The sequence below is a fragment of the Paenibacillus guangzhouensis genome (genome assembly GCF_009363075.1).
Lineage (GTDB): Bacteria > Bacillota > Bacilli > Paenibacillales > Paenibacillaceae > Paenibacillus_K > Paenibacillus_K guangzhouensis.
In genome coordinates this window covers 5367501-5386105 of sequence record NZ_CP045293.1, presented here as the reverse complement: position 1 = coordinate 5386105, position 18605 = coordinate 5367501, and the positions used below count along the sequence as shown (strand labels likewise).

Here is an 18605-nt window from a genome sequence, read left to right as displayed (position 1 = left end):
CAGCGGACATCGCTACCGCTGAACCGTGAAGCTTCTTTATGATCTTTTTGGAATTTTAATGACAATCTCGTAGTGATCTTCATGATCTTTCTCATCGGTCTTAATCTGCATGCCTGTACCGGATACCATCTCAATGGATTGTCGAATGGTATTCAAGGCAAGACGCACGTCCTTCGTGAACGAAATCCGTTTCGATTTGCTCTTCGGCTGCATCGCTTCTTTATAGAAGGCAACACGTGCTTCCGTCTGTTTTACATTCAGTTCTTTTGTTATTATATCATTCAATACTTTTAATTGCAGTTCTTCGGAGTCAAGTGACAACAACGCTCTTGCATGACGCTCTGTAATCTGGCGCTCCATTAATGCCGTTTTCACCATATCAGGCAAATTTAACAAACGAATTTTATTCGCAATCGTTGATTGACTCTTACCCAATCGCTGCGCTAAGCTCTCTTGGGTCAGACTATGTAAATCCATCAATTTCTGATATGCTACCGCTTCTTCAATCGAAGTTAAGCCTTCACGTTGTAAGTTCTCAATGAGGGCGATGGATGCCGCTTGAGAATCATTAAACTCACGAACAATGGCCGGAATGGTGTCTAGTCCAAGGCGTGTAACCGCTCGCCAACGACGCTCCCCAGCAATAATCTCATATTTGCCATTGCGCATGCGAACAACAATCGGCTGAATCACGCCATGCGTTTTGATCGTCTGGCATAACTCATCGATTTTCTCATCGTCAAATATCGTCCGTGGTTGATAAGGACTTGTAACAATTTCCGAGATCGGAATTTGTTTAACCTCATCTTGATTATTTTTTTCTGCGATTCCAAATAGCTTAGACAATTGTTCTTTCATTTCGTATGATACCACCTAAATTCATAATCGCACTCGAATGGCAATTAGAACAATAACTAACAGGCACTATCTTCTTGAATCTACCTATCATTCTATAATTGTTCTGATGGATTCTATTGTTCAAAGAACACATGAAAATATAGCCCACGTACTCCACTCCATGGAAAAATAACGTCACTACGTTTCAATCCATTGCCTCTCGATGTACCTAAACCATGATCCAGTAGAAACTTCAGCATGTCTATCCAACCGCAAAAATTGTTTTCGCCAAGTGAACAACATCCGTGCATTCGTTTCGATATTCAATTCATGAAAATGAAATAAAGAGAGAGAATGAGGCCTTTCATCATTGAGCAGCCTCATCTGATTAACAGCTTCGTTGGTTATCCAACTTATGCTAATAACTTAATATTCTACTATTTATATATTCTCCAATTCTATGACGTTTTCCTGCCAGACAATCGGCGTGAAGCAACATTTTCGTGAAATGTTCCACGTGAAACATCTCTATTCGATGCTGCGGAAAATTTATAGGAGCGGACTTTTTAATGGCGTTCCAGCTTTACGAGGATATTTGGCTGAGGTTGGGCCTTTCTTATCGACAATCACGATATGCCGATCTGAATCTTCTACGGGAAGCTTAAAATGTTCTACCCGATTGACGCTGCCCTTTAATTCTTTGAAGCTACGCGCTGCTTCTTTGATTTCTTCTGTAAGATCAGTCCCCTTCATCGCTGCGAAGGTCCCCCCTACCTTAACGAACGGAAGACAGAATTCATTCAGAACAGCAAGTCTGGCAACCGCCCGTGCAGTTACAAGATCGAATTGATCTCGGTACTTGAATTGACGAGCAATATCCTCTGCACGTCCATGAATACATTGTACGTCGGTAAGTCCGAGCTGCTCGACCAGATGATTAAGAAATTGAATGCGTTTATTCAGAGAATCAACGATCGTAACTTTTAGATGCGGGAAACAGATTTTAAGAGGAATGCTCGGAAAACCGGCACCCGACCCGATATCTGCAACGGTCGTAATCTCCTTCATATTCAAAAAGAAAGAAAGCGACACAGAATCATAGAAATGCTTCGTATAGACCTGTTCTCTTTCAGTAATCCCTGTTAGATTCATTTTCTCATTCCATGAGACCAATTCTATCAAATAAATCTCGAATTGATTGAATTGTTGTTCGGTCAGCGAAATATTATATTTCGCCAACCGTTCTGCAAATACGGTTTGAATGTGATCCATATTTTATCCTCTCGATGCGATTACGCGGTTATAGTGTTCCAAGTATACGAGCAAAATGGAGATGTCTGCTGGCGTTACACCGGAAATCCGTGAAGCCTGACCAATGGAAATCGGTCGAATCTTATCGAGCTTCTGCTTCGCTTCCGTCGCAATGCCATGAATATCGCTGTAATCAATGTCGTCTGGGATCTTCTTCTTCTCCATCTTCTGAAGGCGTTCAACCTGCAGTAATTGCTTCTCGATATATCCGGAATATTTAATCTGAATTTCAACCTGCTCTTTCATCTCTTCCGTTAATTCATGCGAAGAAGATGAAATCGGCTCGATATGCGCATAAGTCACTTCAGGGCGACGAAGCAAGGTCAGAATGTCTACCCCATTGGTAAGAGGTGCAGAACCTACCGAAGCTAACATCGCTTGCACCTGCTCATCTGGACGAATCTTCGTTGTACGCAGACGTTCAATCTCCAACTCGACCATTTCTTTTTTGTGCAAGAACTTCGCGTAGCGATCTTCGGTGATCAATCCGATTTCATGCCCAATCGGTGTAAGTCTGAGATCCGCATTGTCATGACGGAGTAATAAACGATATTCTGCACGAGATGTCAACAGACGATAAGGTTCGCTCGTTCCTTTAGTAACTAGATCATCGATAAGAACACCAATATATCCTTGGGAACGATCGAGCACCACAGCTTCTTTTCCTTGGACTTTGCGAGCCGCGTTAATCCCAGCCATGATCCCTTGCCCAGCCGCTTCTTCATAGCCGGATGTTCCGTTAATCTGTCCCGCCGTGAATAGACCCGGTACAAGTTTCGTCTCAAGTGATGGGTATAGCTGAGTAGGAACAACGGCATCATATTCAATCGCATAACCCGTACGCATCATATCAACTTTTTCAAGCCCTGGAATTGAACGTAGAATTTGTAGCTGAACGTCTTCCGGCATACTGGTTGACAGCCCTTGTACATAATACTCCGACGTATTTTTACCTTCTGGTTCGAGGAAAATCTGATGTTTGGGCTTATCACTGAATCGTACAATTTTATCTTCGATGGAAGGACAATAACGAGGCCCCGTTCCTTCAATCGCACCAGAGAACATCGGTGCACGATGCAAATTATCATTAATAATCTGATGTGTCGCAGAAGAAGTGTACGTTAACCAACAAGGAAGCTGTTCATTATCGGAAGAAGTCGTCTCGAAAGAGAAGAACTTCGGATGCTCGTCACCCGGTTGAATTTCCGTCTTCGAGAAATCAATCGTATCTTTATGAACACGCGGCGGTGTTCCTGTCTTAAATCGTACCAATTGCAACCCTAACGCACGCAGGGATTCGGATAACTTCACCGATGGCTGCTGGTTATTCGGCCCGCTCTCATACATCAATTCACCCATGATGATCTTGCCTCGCAGGTAGGTACCCGTCGTTAAGACAACAGCTTTGGCACGATATTCTGCACCCGTCTTCGTGACGGCTCCAACACACTGGCCATCTTCTACAATCAGTTCTTCGACCATCCCTTGGCGAAGCGTCAAATGCGGGGTCTCTTCAATCGTCTTCTTCATCTCATGCTGATACAAGAATTTATCGGCTTGCGCACGAAGGGCATGAACCGCAGGTCCCTTCCCTGTATTCAACATCCGCATTTGAATGTACGTTTTGTCAATATTGCGTCCCATCTCTCCCCCGAGGGCATCAATTTCACGCACGACATGGCCTTTAGCCGGACCACCAATCGATGGATTACACGGCATAAACGCCACCATATCTAAATTGATTGTGAGCAGTAATGTCTCACATCCCATCCGTGCAGAGGCAAGCGCAGCTTCTACGCCCGCATGCCCTGCACCAATCACAATCACATCATATTCCCCAGCTACATAGCCCATCTTCCGATCCTCCTTTTACTTACCTAGACAGAATTGACTAAATATTTGATCAATCAGCGAATCTCCTACCGCATCGCCGATAATTTCACCTAACTGTTCCCACGCCGCTCTAACATCAATCTGAATCAGATCGATCGGTATATGCTGTTCCGTCGCATCCATCGCATCTTGCAACGACACGATCGCTTTCTTCAGAAGCGCAATGTGTCGAACATTGCTGACATAGGTCAGATCATTGGACTCAATACCGCCGCTAAAGAAGATACCTGCGATAGCAGCCTCTAATGCATCCAATCCTTCTTGCTCTTTGACCGACATCTTCACGATCCGATTCGCTTCGAACAACTCTTCAATCTGACGCAGCTCAAGCTGCTGTGGTAAATCCATTTTATTCAGTACGACAATCACTTGTCTACTCTTGATTTGTTCCATTAATTGCAGATCATCTGCATGCAGCGGCTCATTCTGATTCAGCACAAGAATGACAAGATCCGCATCTTCAAGCGCAGATTTCGACCGTTCGACACCGATCTGTTCGACGACATCCGCCGTTTCGCGAATCCCTGCTGTATCCAACAGCTTAAGCGGAATGCCATTAATCGTAATGTATTCCTCAATCACGTCGCGCGTCGTTCCTGGAATATCCGTTACAATCGCCTTGCTCTCTTTGGCTAATGCATTTAATAAGGAAGATTTACCGACATTCGGTCGCCCGACAATCGCCGTGACGATCCCTTCCCTTAATATTTTGCCTTCATTCGCTGTTCTTAACAACCTCTCGATTTGCCCCATAACCAATGAACATTTTTCTCGAATGAATGCACTTGTCAGCGATTCGACATCATGTTCTGGATAATCAATATTTACTTCGATATGAGCCATCGTCTCGAGCAAAGTATGTCTCAACACTTCAATCTCTTTCGACAAATTCCCCTGCACCTGCTTAAAGGCTGCTGAGAACGCACGTTCTGACTTAGAACGGATTAAATCGATAACGGCTTCGGCTTGGGATAAGTCAATTCGACCATTCAAGAAAGCACGCTTCGTGAATTCCCCCGGCTCGGCGAGACGAACATTTTGCTGCAGCAGGATATCCATCACGCGCTTGACCGCTATCACACCGCCGTGCGTACTAATCTCCACCACATCTTCCATGGTGAAAGAACGCGGTGCTCGCATAACCGTCACGAGTACTTCTTCCATCTTTTCTCGCGTATCAGGATCCACGATATAGCCATAATGAACGGTATGAGAATCCACTTGTGTTAATTTATTTTTCGCTGCAAATATTGATTCGACAATCGCAACTGATTCTGGTCCACTGACGCGTACAATCGCAACACTACCTTCTCCTACGGCTGTTGCTATTGCAGCTATTGTATCATTAATCACGCTAACACCTCTTCATCTATGAAAAAAGCAATGACTCGGCATCAATCCAGGAGTCATTGCATTTTCGTCTACTTAAGTGTAATAATCACACGGCGATTCGGTTCCTCGCCTTTACTAAATGTTTTTACTTTTGGATGATGTTGAAGCTTCGCATGGATCACTTTCCGCTCTTGCGGAGACATCGGTTCGAGTACAACCTCTTTCCGTGTCCGGATCACTCGGCCAGCCAGCCTCTCTGCTAGATCCTCCAGCGTCTTTCTTCGACGGTCTCGGAACGACTCCGCATCGAGTACAACGCGCAGATGATTCTTCGAATATCGATTAACGACAATATTCGTCAAGTACTGCAGTGCATCTAACGTCTGGCCTCTTCGACCGATGAGCAATCCGAGATTGGATCCGGTAATGTTCAAGACATGTCCTTCACGATCCTGCGTATGCTCGACTTCAATTGCCAAATCCATCGTACTAGCTACTTCTTCAATGAAGCGGATAGCCTCTTTTATCGGGAACGTATCGTCTTTCTCTTCCACTGCAACAGGTTCTACAGCTTGTACCGCTGAAATCGTTGCAACCTCGGGTTCAGGGAGCAGCGTGACCTCTACCTTCGCCGCTTTGGCACCGATGAGGCCGAACAATCCTTTGGACGGCTGCTCTAATACTGTAATCGAAACGCGATCCTCAGTTGTATTCAACTGGGTTAAACCGTTCTTTACTGCATCCTCAATCGATTTACCTGAAGCTACGACTGTTCTCATTTGGAAGGAAGAGCCTCCTTGTTTTTACCCGATTTTCTTTTATATAGGAAGTAATTCTGAATAATTGTATAAAGGTTACTGTAAATCCAGTAGAGCGGCAACGCGGCTGGGAACTGAATCGCCATCACGAAGATCAATACTGGGAAGATGAAGAACATCATCTGCATCGCGCCCGTCGCTTGCGTCGGCATCATCTTCGATTGTACGAAAGTTGTAATCGCCGCAATGATCGGTAGAATATAGAGATGATCCGGTTTACCAAGCTCCATCCATAAGAAAGCGTGCTCTCTAATATGAATGTTCATGTAAATCGAGTTATACAGTGCGATAAATACTGGCATCTGAATAAGTAATGGAAGACATCCTGCAAGTGGATTAATGGAATGCTGTTGGAACAGCTTCATTGTCTCTTCCTGTTGTTTCTTCGGATCATCTTTGTACTTCTGCTTAATTTTGTTGACTTCCGGCTGAATCTCTTGCATTGCTTTGGAACTGCGCATTTGCTTGATCGTGAGTGGTAAGATTAATGTACGTACGATCAACGTGAGCACTAGAATAGCTAGACCATACTCTCCGCCGAACCATCTTGCGAATGTATCCAGTGCATAGGAGAAATAATACACGACATTAGACTGCCAAAATCCTCCGTTTTTCATCTCTTCCGTCGTCAACGATGCCTGTGTTGTCGAAGTACAGCCCGCAAGCAATACAACCAGCATCACAAGTGCGACGAGGACAATCCATTTACGGTTACGTAGCTTATTCAGAAACAAGATTCATAACTCCTCTCTTCGCCTACCGATTCCAATGTAAATAATAACATATTTAATACAACAAAGAAACTGTCCACATGCTAGCGGGACCGCTTGATGAGCGATGCTTTTTTAAGCACATGCAGAATACTTTTCTCCATCTCTTGAAAAGACATCTGGACAGCTCCTTTTCGTACGATAAAGACCATATCGACATGGTCGATGATCCGAGCTTCATTTTTACGAACAATTTCCTTAATGAGCCTGCGCATTCGATTGCGAACGACCGCATTCCCGATCTTTTTGCTTGCAGAGATGCCTAATCGAAACCGCTCGATTTCCGGCTTGTTGAACCAATACACCACAAATTGATGATTGGCGAATGATTTCCCATGCCGATAGACACGTGTGAAGTCTGCACGATTAGTTAAACGCAGTTTTTTTTGCACGACGAACTCCTCTGGCCTCATGAGATTAGATCAACTGTCAGTATCGACCAACAGAAGCCTTTATAAACCGTCCCATTGAATACGATTTCTTCTCCTTACATGAAAAAAAGACCACGTTGAGTGGTCTTATCATACGCTCTTACGCGCTTAATTTCTTTCTGCCTTTAAGACGACGAGCAGCTAAAACCTTGCGGCCGTTTGCAGTGCTCATTCTCTTACGGAAACCATGAACCTTCTTACGCTTGCTCACATTTGGTTTAAATGTAGGTCTCATCTATTTGCACCTCCTCAAAGGAATTCCAATTATCGGTCTTCAAAAAACACCTTATATCATTAAATCACGGGCGCACCCAAATGTCAACTAATCCCTACTAATACCATATAGATGAAAGACAATCTAATGTATGACATTCTTCCTTGATCCATAAACTATACCACTCACATTATCCACAGCCTCACCCGGATACATATACACAGAATTGTTCGACAAAAACTTACCCACAGCGGACAACCTGTGAATAATAAAAATCACATTTTGGATAACTTTGTCGTTTATTCAACAAGTTATAAACAATATCTTGTGTTGTATATAAAAATTATACACAAGTTATTGAATTTGTGGATAAAATGCTTGGATCCGTTGAAAATCAAGCCTCTTTTTGCTATGCTTAGATTACTTTTTGCTGTGAATAGCCGTTTAAAATAACAATCTTATCAACAGCCTGTGGATAACGTTGTGAACAAACTTCGATGTAAGGGTACAAAATCAGTTTAACGATACTGCATTTTGTGGATATTTCTACATCGTTTTTTCTTTTTCTACGACATAGGACAAGTTTAGCTTGCTCTAATGGCATACCCATGGCTACGACCACATTTGAAATAATAATAAGGAGTGACTTCTGTGGATAGCAGCCATACAAATGAAATATGGCATCAAATTTTGTCTGTCATCCAAACAAAATTAAGCAAACCCAGCTTTGATACCTGGTTTAAAGCGACAAGACTCGTATCCCTTAGTGATTCTTCTGTCATCATATCGGCACCGACATCTTTTGCAGTAGAGTGGCTGGAGAGCCGCTATACCAAATTAGTCGCATCCGCCATTTCCGAATATTTGGACAAACAAGTTGACGTCAAATTTGTGATCGACGAACCAAAACAGGTTGATCTGCTCCCCCCTCAGCCATTGACGGCTGTTACAGAGCCGATCGTTCAAGATGAACCGTTTCCTCATATGTTAAATCCGAAGTATACCTTCGATACCTTTGTTATTGGTGCGAATAACCGTTTTGCGCACGCTGCCTCGCTCGCTGTGGCAGAAGCACCGGCCAAAGCCTATAACCCGCTCTTCCTCTATGGAGGCGTTGGTCTTGGCAAGACGCACTTAATGCATGCGATCGGCCAATTCATCTTGGAGCATAATCCATCTGCCAAAGTTCTCTACCTCTCTTCCGAGAAATTTACGAATGAATTTATTAATGCGATTCGTGATAACCGCGGGGAAAGCTTCCGGAATAAATACAGAAATATCGACATTTTGCTCATTGACGATATTCAATTTCTAGCGGGGAAAGACGGAACACAAGAGGAATTCTTCCACACATTCAACGCGCTGCATGAAGAACGGAAACAGATCATTATTTCCAGTGACCGACCACCGAAGGAAATCCCAACGTTGGAGGAACGGCTTCGCTCCCGGTTCGAATGGGGATTAATCACCGATATCCAAGCGCCGGATCTCGAGACACGCATCGCGATTCTTCGCAAGAAAGCGAAGGCAGAGAACCTTGATATTCCGAACGAAGCTATGGTCTATATTGCCAATCAAATCGATACGAACATTCGAGAGCTCGAGGGCGCTCTAATTCGTGTCGTTGCATACTCGTCGCTCATTAACGAAGATATTACATCGCATCTAGCCGCTGAAGCGCTCAAGGATATTATCCCGACAGCTCGTCCGCGGATGATTACGATTCAGCACATTCAGCAGAAAGTTGGCGAATTCTATAACCTCAAGCTGGAAGATTTCAAAGCGAGAAAACGGACCAAAGCCGTCGCTTTCCCACGTCAAATCGCTATGTACCTGTCTCGCGAACTAACGGATTATTCCCTTCCGAAGATCGGCGAAGCCTTTGGCGGGCGCGACCATACAACGGTCATTCATGCCCATGAGAAAATCAGCCAGTCGCTGAAGCAAGATCAGGAATTATATAAAATCATTCATAACATCACGGAGAAAATTAAGAATCCTACGTGATGGTTGCCGGAGCTTCTCAAAACTATCAACAACTATATGCCACAACAAAAACGCCTATGCACAATCTATACACATGTGGATAGGCTTCATTTTTGAATGGTTAAGGCACTTATCCACATATTCAGGGTGCCTACTACGATTACTAATAATTATTTAAAGAATTACAACTATACACAACGTCGCAACGCAATCATTTTTCACAAGGAAAATGTAAAAGGAGAATATCCATGAAAATCAGCATTTTAAAACATGAACTCAATGATTCGATACAACATGTATCCAAAGCAATTTCCAGTCGGACGACGATTCCTATTCTTAGCGGGATCAAAATCGATGTTACCTACCAAGGGGTAACCTTAACGGCTAGCGATACAGATATTTCAATCCAAAGTTTTATTCCTGTTGAAGACGATAAACAAACCATCGTTCAAATCGAGAAAATTGGCAGTGTTGTACTACCTGCTAAATTTTTTATCGAAATGATTAAGAAATTGCCGTCGGAATTTATCGAAATTGAGGTTAAAGAGCATTTCCAGACATTTATCCGCTCTGGCGCTACAGATATCCAAATGGTTGGATTAGATCCTGAAGAGTTTCCTGTTCTTCCGACAATTGAAGAAAACGAAGTATTCAGTATAAACGGCGACCTGCTCAAGACAATGATCAAACAAACAGTATTCGCAATTTCAACCAACGAGAGCACACCGATCTTAACGGGGATCCTCTGGAACTTATCCGGCAATGAATTGAAATTCGCTGCAACAGACCGCCACCGTCTAGCAAGCCGTACAGCAACGATTCAAGTCGAGTCCGATGCTCGATTCAATAATGTCGTTATTGCTGGTAAGACCCTGAACGAATTAAGTAAAATCGTGCCGGACCAGAACACCATGGTCGACATTGTCGTCTCAGATAACCAAGTGTTATTCAAAATCGATCGTGTCTTGTTCTATTCGCGTATATTGGACGGCATTTATCCCGATACTTCTAAAATTATTCCGCAAAATTACAAAACAGAACTCGTCTTGGATACAAAAAAATTAACGGAAGCGATTGACCGTGCTTATTTGTTATCCCGTGAAGAAAAGACGAATATTGTACTCCTGATGACCAAAGAGGATGGCAGCATCGAGATTTCTTCGAGCTCAACACAGCTGGGTAAGGTAACGGAGCAATTGGATGCGCGTGAATTTAACGGCGAACCGCTTCGCATTACGTTTAACTCCAAATATATGTTAGACGTGCTGAAAGTTATCGAGAGCGAATATATTTTTATTGGATTTACTGGCGCGATGAGCCCAATCATTATTAAACCGACAGACCATCAGAACAGTTTGCACCTGATCCTGCCGTATCGTACACCGCAAGTCTAATTTGGCAAGAATCGCCTTTGAGAGGGATTGAAAGATGAAGAAGATTACGATTAAGACCGAATTTATTACATTAGGACAATTCCTGAAGCTGTCGGATTGCATTGCAACAGGAGGCCATGCGAAGTTCTTCCTGCAAGAAGAGCAAGTGTGGGTGAACGGAGAATTGGAGAATCGCCGCGGACGCAAGCTGTACGCTGCCGATATCGTCAAAGTGGACGGGCATGGGGAGTTTCAAGTCGAACGATCTGCGCTTTCGTAGCATAAGCTGTCCATTCTGACACGAGGGGAGGCGAAGGCGTGTTCGTTAAGAATATTCGGCTGCAGAACTATCGCAATATATCTGAGATTGAATTGAATACGGATCAGAAAGTGAATATTTTCATTGGTCAGAATGCGCAAGGCAAGACGAATTTGCTCGAAGCGATCTTCGTGCTTGCCCTGACCAAATCACATCGCACGGATAAGAACAAGGAACTGATCGGCTGGGGAGAATCGCGTGCGCATCTCGAGGCGGTTGTGGATAAGAAGTACGGCCCCGTTCATCTGGAGCTCAACCTCGCTCAACAAGGCAAGCAGGCCAAGATTAACGGGCTGGAGCAGAAGAAGCTCAGCAATTTCATTGGGGCGTTGAATGTGGTCATGTTCGCACCTGAAGACTTGGAAATTGTCAAAGGAACACCGGGGATTCGACGTCGGTTCCTCGATATCGAAATCGGCCAAGTGCAGCCCAATTACCTCTACGCTCTCCAGCAATATCAGAAAATTGTGGTTCAACGCAATAACGTGCTTAAGAATGCCTGGCAGCAAGGGGCCTCATCCCAAGCGATGCTCGAGGTGTGGAACGAACAACTCGTGACCCAAGGTGTTAAAATTATCAGAAAGAGGAAACAATTTATAAGTAAACTAGAACAGTGGGCCAAATCGATTCATCAGGGGATCACGAACGGGATTGAAGAGCTTTCAATCAGCTATCTTCCCTCTTTTCCCATGGACGGGTCGGAAGATGAAGCTGTCTTATTTGAGCAATTTATGATAAAGTTATCACAAATGAAAGAACAGGAGATCCGGCGTGGAATGACCCTCGTGGGGCCTCATCGTGATGATCTTTCTTTTTTTATCAACGATAAAGAAGTTCAAACGTACGGTTCTCAAGGCCAGCAACGCACAACCGCATTATCGCTTAAATTGGCTGAGATTGAGCTCATTCATGAGGAAATTGGCGAATATCCGGTACTTTTGCTGGATGATGTACTGTCAGAACTTGACCAGAATCGACAAACGCAGTTGATCGAGACGTTCCAGAGTAAAGTGCAGACGTTTATTACAACGACCAGCATTGAGAGCATTCATGCGAGCAAGCTGAAGGATGCGAACATTTATCATGTCCGTTCGGGAAATGTCATGCGTTAAGCACTTGTCTTTGTGAGATAACCTTTTGGTTTGGAGGCGTAGAATCTGATGTATATTCATTTAGGCGGAGAAAAGGTGATTCGCTCGTCAGAGCTCGTAGCGATTTTTGATGTATCGATCGAGAAATCATCCAAATGCTCGAAGCAGTTTCTTTCTTATGCGGAAGGGCAAAAAAATGTTGAAGTAATCGGCGAGGAAGAAGCGAAATCCATCGTTGTTACCAAAGGCAAAATATATTATTCTCCGATTTCCTCTACGACGTTGAAAAAAAGAGCGAATTCTTTTACGGCGGGGGCTTAAGCACCCTCGATTCGTTGAATTGAAACTATAGAAGTAGGTGAAGGGCATGTCTATGAACCAAAATACATATGATGAGAGTCAGATTCAGGTACTCGAAGGACTTGAAGCTGTTCGTAAACGTCCGGGGATGTACATCGGATCGACGAGCGGTAAAGGGCTTCATCATTTGGTATGGGAAGTAGTCGATAATAGTATTGATGAGGCTTTGGCCGGTTATTGCGACACCATTCAAATTATTATTCATGAAGATAATAGTATTACTGTTATTGATAATGGTCGCGGTATACCCGTAGGCGAGAATGCGAAGCTGAAGCGTCCGACACTGGAAGTTGTACTTACGGTCTTGCATGCCGGTGGTAAATTCGGTGGGGAAGGCTATAAAGTGTCCGGTGGTCTGCACGGGGTAGGGGTATCCGTTGTAAATGCGTTGTCCGAGCAACTGATTGCGCAAGTTCGACGTGACGGACATATCTATCAACAAGAATTCCGTCGGGGTACGCCGCAATACGATATGAAAGTGGTAGGCGAATCCGACGAGACAGGGACAACGATTCGTTTCAAGCCGGATCCAGAGATCTTTACCGATACAACGGTCTACGAATACGATACCTTGGTATCACGTGTTCGTGAGCTTGCCTTCTTGAATAAAGGAATTTCGATTACGATTCTCGATGAGCGCTCAGGTCAGACGCACACCTTCAAAGCCGACGGCGGTATCATTGAATTCGTTCAATATTTGAACCGCAGCCGCGAAGTATTGCATGAACAGCCGATCTACGTGGAAGGCATGAAAGATAATATCCAAGTTGAAGTCGCGCTGCAATACAATGAGGGCTATACCGAGAATATTTATTCTTTTGCCAATAATATCAATACCCATGAAGGTGGAACGCATGAATCGGGCTTCAAGAGTGCTCTGACGCGAATCATTAACGACTATGCACGTCGTGTGAATTTGCTCAAAGACAACGATTCGAACTTCTCCGGTGACGATGTGCGTGAAGGACTAACGGCGATTATCTCCGTGAAAATTCCTGAACCGCAATTCGAAGGTCAGACGAAGACGAAGCTCGGGAACAGTGAAGTTCGCGGTATTGTGGAATCCTTCTTCGCTGAGAAGTTCCAAGAGTTCTTGGATGAGAACCCAGCGGTATCGCGTAAAATCGTCGAGAAGGGTCAGCAAGCTGCGCGTGCCCGTGAAGCTGCGAAGAAAGCGCGTGAGTTAACACGTCGTAAGAGCGCGCTTGAAGTAAGTTCATTGCCTGGGAAATTAGCAGACTGTTCATCGAAGGATGCTTCGATCAGCGAATTGTACATCGTAGAGGGTGACTCTGCGGGCGGTTCGGCGAAGCAAGGACGGGATCGTCATTTCCAAGCTATTTTGCCGCTGCGCGGTAAGATTCTGAACGTTGAGAAAGCACGCCTTGATCGGATTCTATCGAACCTCGAGATTCGTGCGATCATTACAGCGGCAGGAACAGGGATTGGTGAAGATTTCGATCTTGCCAAAGCTCGTTATCACAAAATCATTATTATGACCGATGCCGATGTCGACGGTGCGCATATTCGTACGCTACTGCTTACTTTCTTCTACCGTTACATGCGCAAGCTAGTTGAGGCAGGGTACATCTATATTGCACAACCGCCGCTCTTCAAAGTAGAGCGCAATAAAGTGGTTCGTTACGCAGGCAGCGAAAAAGAACGTGACGATATCATTGCAGAATTCGGCGAAGGCGCGAAATATAACGTACAGCGTTATAAAGGTCTCGGCGAGATGAATGCAGGTCAGCTCTGGGAGACGACAATGGATCCTGAGAGCCGCACGATGCTGCAAGTTACAGTTGATGATGCGATGGAAGCAGACGCCATTTTCGATGCACTGATGGGGGATAACGTTGAACCAAGACGTGACTTCATTCATCAATACGCGAAGGACGTTAAGAACTTAGATATTTAGAACACAGGGGAGATGGGGAACCATCTTCCTTTCTTCTTGTTTTCGCCATCGATGGAATGAAAAGAAATGAAAACAGCAGGACAATCATCCTTTTCAATGGTATAATAGATATGTTGTGCAGCAAGGCACAGACACTGTCCGGCTAAGGTTTAATTGTCCTTGGATGGTGGAACAAATAGAAATATATGGATTGTGTTTTTGAGGGATATACAGTTTGAGGAGGTCCAGCATGTCAGAAGAAATACGCTCGCAAATTAAAGATCGGGACATTGGTGTTGAAATGCGCGAATCCTTCATGGATTATGCGATGAGCATCATTGCTAGCCGTGCTTTACCTGATGTTCGCGATGGTCTGAAGCCGGTTCACCGTAGAATTTTGTTCGCGATGTCGGAACTCGGCATGTCGCCGGACAAGCCGTACAAGAAATCGGCGAGAATCGTCGGAGAAGTTATCGGTAAGTATCATCCACACGGGGATTCCGCTGTTTACGAGACGATGGTCCGGATGGCACAAGATTTCTCGTTACGATATATGTTGATCGACGGGCACGGTAACTTCGGTTCCATTGACGGTGATTTTGCAGCGGCAATGCGTTATACCGAAGCACGTCTGTCCAAGATTGCGATGGAAATGCTGCGCGACATTAACAAAGAAACGGTCGACTTTGCTCCGAACTATGATGGGGAAGAGAATGAACCTGTTGTCTTGCCAGCTCGTTTTCCGAATTTGCTCGTTAACGGGGTATCGGGGATCGCTGTCGGGATGGCGACGAATATTCCGCCGCACAACTTATCCGAAGTCATTGATGGGGTGCAGGCACTGATTAACAATCCTGAGATCACGCCAATGGAATTGATGGATTACATAAAAGGTCCTGATTTCCCGACATCCGGATATATTCTGGGACGGGAAGGCATTCGCCAAGCCTATGCAACAGGACGCGGATCAGTAACGATGCGCGCACGTGCAACCATTGAGGAGAACGGAAACCGTGCACGAATTGTCGTCCATGAATTGCCGTATCAAGTGATCAAGGCGCGTCTCGTTGAGAAAATCGCTGAGTTGGTTCGCGAGAAGAAATTAGAAGGCATTACAGATTTAAGAGATGAATCCGACCGTAACGGTATGCGCATCGTGATTGAGCTTCGCAAAGATGTGAACCCGAATGTCGTCTTGAACAATCTCTACAAACATACAGCTATGCAGACGAACTTTGGTATTAATATGCTTGCCTTGGTTGATAAGCAGCCGAAAGTTCTGAATTTGAAAGACATGCTCTATCATTACCTGGAGCATCAGAAAGTCGTTATCCGTCGTCGTACGGAGTTCGATCTGAAGAAAGCGGAAGCTCGCGCTCATATTTTAGAGGGTCTTCGCATTGCGCTTGACCATATCGACGAAGTGATCGCATTGATTCGCGGCTCCAAGTCTGACGAAGAAGCGCGTGAAGGCTTGATTACTCGTTTTGGACTCAGCTTCGACCAAGCTCAAGCGATTCTCGATATGCGTCTTCGCCGGTTAACCGGTCTGGAACGCGATAAGATCGAGAGCGAGTATCAAGAATTGATGCTTAAGATCGCACAGTATCGCGAGATTCTTGCGAATGAGCAGCTCGTACTCGATATCATCAGCGAAGAGTTGAACGAGATCAAGATTCGTTTTGGTGATGAGCGTCGTACAGAGATTACGGTTGGTGAAGAGAGCATCCTGGATGAGGATCTGATCCCACAAGAAGATGTGATTGTAACGATTACCCATTCAGGGTATATCAAGCGTCTTCCTGTGAACACATACCGCAGTCAACGTCGTGGCGGTAAAGGTGTTATTGGGATGGATACGAAGGATAACGACTTCGTCGAGCATCTCTTCGTAACCAATACGCACCATTACCTGATGTTCTTCACGAACAAAGGAAAGGTGTACAAGATCAAGGGATACGAGATTCCAGATCTAAGCCGGACGGCAAGAGGGACTCCAATTATCAACCTGATTCACATTGAGCAGGGTGAGACGATTAATGCCGTGATTCCGGTACAACAATTTGACAGCGATGAATACTTGTTCTTCGCAACACGTCAAGGGATTGTGAAGAAGACACCGCTTGATGACTATACGAATATTCGTAAGGGCGGCTTGATTGCGATCAACCTGCGTGAAGACGATGATCTGATCGGGGTTAAGTTAACGGATGGCAATCAAGAGATCATTATGGGTACAAGCCAAGGGATGTCGATCCGCTTCTCCGAGAATGACGTTCGCTCCATGGGCCGCAGCGCAACAGGGGTAAAAGGGATCAGTATCGGTGAAGATGACAAAGTCATCGATATGGATATCGTAGATCCTGAACTCGAGGTGTTGATCGTTACTTCTAAAGGTTACGGTAAACGTACACCAGCAACAGAGTATCGTTCTCAGACCCGTGGCGGTAAAGGGATTAAGACAATCAACGTTACGGAGAAGAATGGTCCTGTCGTCGGACTCAAAGTGGTTCGTAATGAAGAGGACTTAATGATCATTACAGAATCCGGTACTTTGATCCGGATGAGTATGTCTGGCATCTCCACGATGGGTCGTTATACGCAAGGGGTTAGATTGATTAATATCCGTGAGGACGATTCGGTAGCAACGGTAGCGCGCGCGGATAAGAGTGAAGAAGAAGAAGAATCGAATGGGGAGCAGCAGGATCAGGCAGAAGGCCTAGAATCAGCAGATATTTCGGCTGAGCCAGGTACAGAAGTGCAAGATTTGGATGAACCAAGCGATTCAGAAGAATAGATGATCGTAGTTGCATATACGGGAGAAGTGAAGCCACGATGGCGAATGTGACGGTTTCAGGGCTGAAATTAGGCGATAAAATCATACAAGATGTGCACACTCCATTAGGAAGTTTGTTGTTCCATAAGGGGAGAGTCATCCTTCAGCGTGATTTAGAAATCCTACAAGCTTTTCTTATCACGCAAGTGGCTGTCGAGCGTCCAGAAGACAGACTAAAAGCACAAGAGATCGAGGAGGGGAGTGAATCTGTCACGCCAGCCGTGGCAACTCCCGCCTCGCTATCCTTCTATGAGCAATATGAGAAAATGGTCTCGTTGGTCAGACGGGCATTCAAAAGTGCGATTGTGAACGATATTCCTGTACTGGAACTGCGCTCACAGCTTGAATTGCTAATTGACCAAATCGCGCAATACAATGTGCTTACCTTCTCGCCTCACCAGATGAAAGAGCAGGAGTACATGTATCATAATGCTGTACTTGTAGCGTTAACTTCATATATGCTGGCCAAGTGGAAAGGGATGCCACAGAAGGAGCTCATGCAGGTTGCTCTAGCGGGGCTGCTGCACGATATTGGGAATGCTAAGGTCGATCCAGATCTCCTCTTCAAGCCAACTGTATTAACGCGTGAAGAGACAGAAGAGATTCGTCGTCATACAACCTACGGTTATAACCTGCTTAAGAATCTTGCATCGATTAATGAAGGCGTTAAAAGAACGGCACTGCAGCATCATGAGAAGATTGACGGTTCGGGATATCCGCTTGGGGTTAAGTCCGAACAGATCCACCCTTATGCCAAAATCGTTGCTGTAGCGGATATTTTCCATGCGATGACGTTGAATCGGACATTCAAGAAGGCTGCCTCGCCGTATTTGGTGCTAGAGCAGTTAGCAGAAGAATCATTCGGTAAATTGGATGTCGATTGTGTACGCACCTTTATTCATCGTGTCACACAATTCCACAATGGAATGGTTGTGCGATTGAATGATGGACGCATGGGAGAGATCGTATTCTCGGATCATCATCACCCGACACGTCCTTGGGTATCCGTGAAGGGACAAATTATTAATCTGGTCCATGAACGGCATTTATTTATCCAAGAGATATTGAATTAAAAATTATTTAATAAAATAGTTGACTATCATAGATAAGCTGTGATATATTAATATTCCGCCCGAG

Annotated in this window: 16 protein-coding genes; 8 read left to right on the top strand and 8 right to left on the bottom strand. The window is 44.7% G+C overall.

From position 1 onward, the window contains the following. Positions 1–36 precede the first annotated feature (36 nt). The 8 genes from noc to rpmH all read right to left on the bottom strand — a co-directional run bounded on the left by noc (position 37) and on the right by rpmH (position 7627). Positions 37–858, bottom strand: coding sequence for a nucleoid occlusion protein (noc, locus tag GCU39_RS24270; RefSeq protein ID WP_152395812.1), 822 nt, complete (start codon positions 856–858; stop codon positions 37–39). Between the two features lie 528 nt (positions 859–1386). Then, a complete protein-coding gene (gene rsmG / locus GCU39_RS24265) occupies positions 1387–2109 on the bottom strand; it encodes a 16S rRNA (guanine(527)-N(7))-methyltransferase RsmG (protein ID WP_152395811.1) in 723 nt (240 codons plus the stop codon). Between the two features lie 3 nt (positions 2110–2112). Beyond that, positions 2113–4002 carry a tRNA uridine-5-carboxymethylaminomethyl(34) synthesis enzyme MnmG gene (gene mnmG, locus GCU39_RS24260; RefSeq protein ID WP_152395810.1) on the bottom strand — a complete coding sequence of 630 codons (1890 nt, stop codon included), beginning with the start codon at positions 4000–4002 and terminating at the stop codon, positions 2113–2115. A gap of 15 nt (positions 4003–4017) precedes the next feature. Further along, positions 4018–5394 carry a tRNA uridine-5-carboxymethylaminomethyl(34) synthesis GTPase MnmE gene (mnmE, locus tag GCU39_RS24255; RefSeq protein WP_152395809.1) on the bottom strand — a complete coding sequence of 459 codons (1377 nt, stop codon included), beginning with the start codon at positions 5392–5394 and terminating at the stop codon, positions 4018–4020. 68 nt (positions 5395–5462) lie between these two features. Then, entirely contained in the window at positions 5463–6152 is a 690-nt protein-coding gene (gene jag / locus GCU39_RS24250; RefSeq protein ID WP_152395808.1) for an RNA-binding cell elongation regulator Jag/EloR, read from the bottom strand. Beyond that, positions 6149–6871, bottom strand: a complete 723-nt coding sequence (locus tag GCU39_RS24245) for a YidC/Oxa1 family membrane protein insertase (protein ID WP_407671723.1) — start codon at positions 6869–6871, stop codon at positions 6149–6151. The genes jag and GCU39_RS24245 overlap by 4 nt, the downstream gene beginning before the upstream one ends. A gap of 134 nt (positions 6872–7005) precedes the next feature. Next, positions 7006–7353 (bottom strand): ribonuclease P protein component, encoded by a 348-nt coding sequence (gene rnpA, locus GCU39_RS24240; RefSeq protein WP_018754152.1) that lies wholly within the window; start codon positions 7351–7353, stop codon positions 7006–7008. Positions 7354–7492: 139 nt separating this feature from the next. Then, positions 7493–7627, bottom strand: coding sequence for a 50S ribosomal protein L34 (gene rpmH / locus GCU39_RS24235; RefSeq protein ID WP_152395806.1), 135 nt, complete (start codon positions 7625–7627; stop codon positions 7493–7495). A gap of 630 nt (positions 7628–8257) precedes the next feature. Between rpmH and dnaA the strand changes: the two genes are divergently transcribed. The 8 genes from dnaA (at position 8258) to GCU39_RS24195 (ending at position 18541) form a co-directional block, all read left to right on the top strand. Next, positions 8258–9613 carry a chromosomal replication initiator protein DnaA gene (gene dnaA, locus GCU39_RS24230; protein WP_152395805.1) on the top strand — a complete coding sequence of 452 codons (1356 nt, stop codon included), beginning with the start codon at positions 8258–8260 and terminating at the stop codon, positions 9611–9613. A 227-nt stretch (positions 9614–9840) separates the two neighbouring features. Next, the gene (gene dnaN / locus GCU39_RS24225) at positions 9841–10986 is read left to right on the top strand and encodes a DNA polymerase III subunit beta (RefSeq protein WP_152395804.1); all 1146 of its coding nucleotides are present in this window, start codon (positions 9841–9843) and stop codon (positions 10984–10986) included. 34 nt (positions 10987–11020) lie between these two features. Then, positions 11021–11245 (top strand): S4 domain-containing protein YaaA, encoded by a 225-nt coding sequence (gene yaaA, locus GCU39_RS24220; protein ID WP_152395803.1) that lies wholly within the window; start codon positions 11021–11023, stop codon positions 11243–11245. Between the two features lie 38 nt (positions 11246–11283). Then, entirely contained in the window at positions 11284–12396 is a 1113-nt protein-coding gene (gene recF, locus GCU39_RS24215; protein ID WP_152395802.1) for a DNA replication/repair protein RecF, read from the top strand. Between the two features lie 48 nt (positions 12397–12444). Continuing rightward, the gene (gene remB / locus GCU39_RS24210) at positions 12445–12696 is read left to right on the top strand and encodes an extracellular matrix regulator RemB (RefSeq protein WP_152395801.1); all 252 of its coding nucleotides are present in this window, start codon (positions 12445–12447) and stop codon (positions 12694–12696) included. A gap of 46 nt (positions 12697–12742) precedes the next feature. After that, complete coding sequence (gyrB, locus tag GCU39_RS24205; RefSeq protein WP_152395800.1) at positions 12743–14653, top strand: DNA topoisomerase (ATP-hydrolyzing) subunit B; 1911 nt, start codon at positions 12743–12745, stop codon at positions 14651–14653. 229 nt (positions 14654–14882) lie between these two features. Beyond that, complete coding sequence (gyrA, locus tag GCU39_RS24200) at positions 14883–17429, top strand: DNA gyrase subunit A (protein WP_152395799.1); 2547 nt, start codon at positions 14883–14885, stop codon at positions 17427–17429. Between the two features lie 38 nt (positions 17430–17467). Further along, positions 17468–18541 (top strand): HD-GYP domain-containing protein, encoded by a 1074-nt coding sequence (locus tag GCU39_RS24195; protein ID WP_152395798.1) that lies wholly within the window; start codon positions 17468–17470, stop codon positions 18539–18541. The last annotated feature ends 64 nt before the right edge of the window (positions 18542–18605 follow it).

Excerpts from the sequence above, each read along its gene's own strand:
- noc (WP_152395812.1), bottom strand. The coding sequence starts at position 858 with ATGAAAGAACAATTGTCTAAGCTATTTGGAATCGCAGAAAAAAATAAT.
- rsmG (WP_152395811.1), bottom strand. The coding sequence starts at position 2,109 with ATGGATCACATTCAAACCGTATTTGCAGAACGGTTGGCGAAATATAAT.
- mnmG (WP_152395810.1), bottom strand. The coding sequence starts at position 4,002 with ATGGGCTATGTAGCTGGGGAATATGATGTGATTGTGATTGGTGCAGGG.
- jag (WP_152395808.1), bottom strand. The coding sequence starts at position 6,152 with ATGAGAACAGTCGTAGCTTCAGGTAAATCGATTGAGGATGCAGTAAAG.
- GCU39_RS24245 (WP_407671723.1), bottom strand. The coding sequence starts at position 6,871 with ATGCTGGTTGTATTGCTTGCGGGCTGTACTTCGACAACACAGGCATCG.
- rpmH (WP_152395806.1), bottom strand. The coding sequence starts at position 7,627 with ATGAGACCTACATTTAAACCAAATGTGAGCAAGCGTAAGAAGGTTCAT.
- dnaN (WP_152395804.1), top strand. The coding sequence starts at position 9,841 with ATGAAAATCAGCATTTTAAAACATGAACTCAATGATTCGATACAACAT.
- yaaA (WP_152395803.1), top strand. The coding sequence starts at position 11,021 with ATGAAGAAGATTACGATTAAGACCGAATTTATTACATTAGGACAATTC.
- remB (WP_152395801.1), top strand. The coding sequence starts at position 12,445 with ATGTATATTCATTTAGGCGGAGAAAAGGTGATTCGCTCGTCAGAGCTC.
- gyrB (WP_152395800.1), top strand. The coding sequence starts at position 12,743 with ATGTCTATGAACCAAAATACATATGATGAGAGTCAGATTCAGGTACTC.
- gyrA (WP_152395799.1), top strand. The coding sequence starts at position 14,883 with ATGTCAGAAGAAATACGCTCGCAAATTAAAGATCGGGACATTGGTGTT.
- GCU39_RS24195 (WP_152395798.1), top strand. The coding sequence starts at position 17,468 with ATGGCGAATGTGACGGTTTCAGGGCTGAAATTAGGCGATAAAATCATA.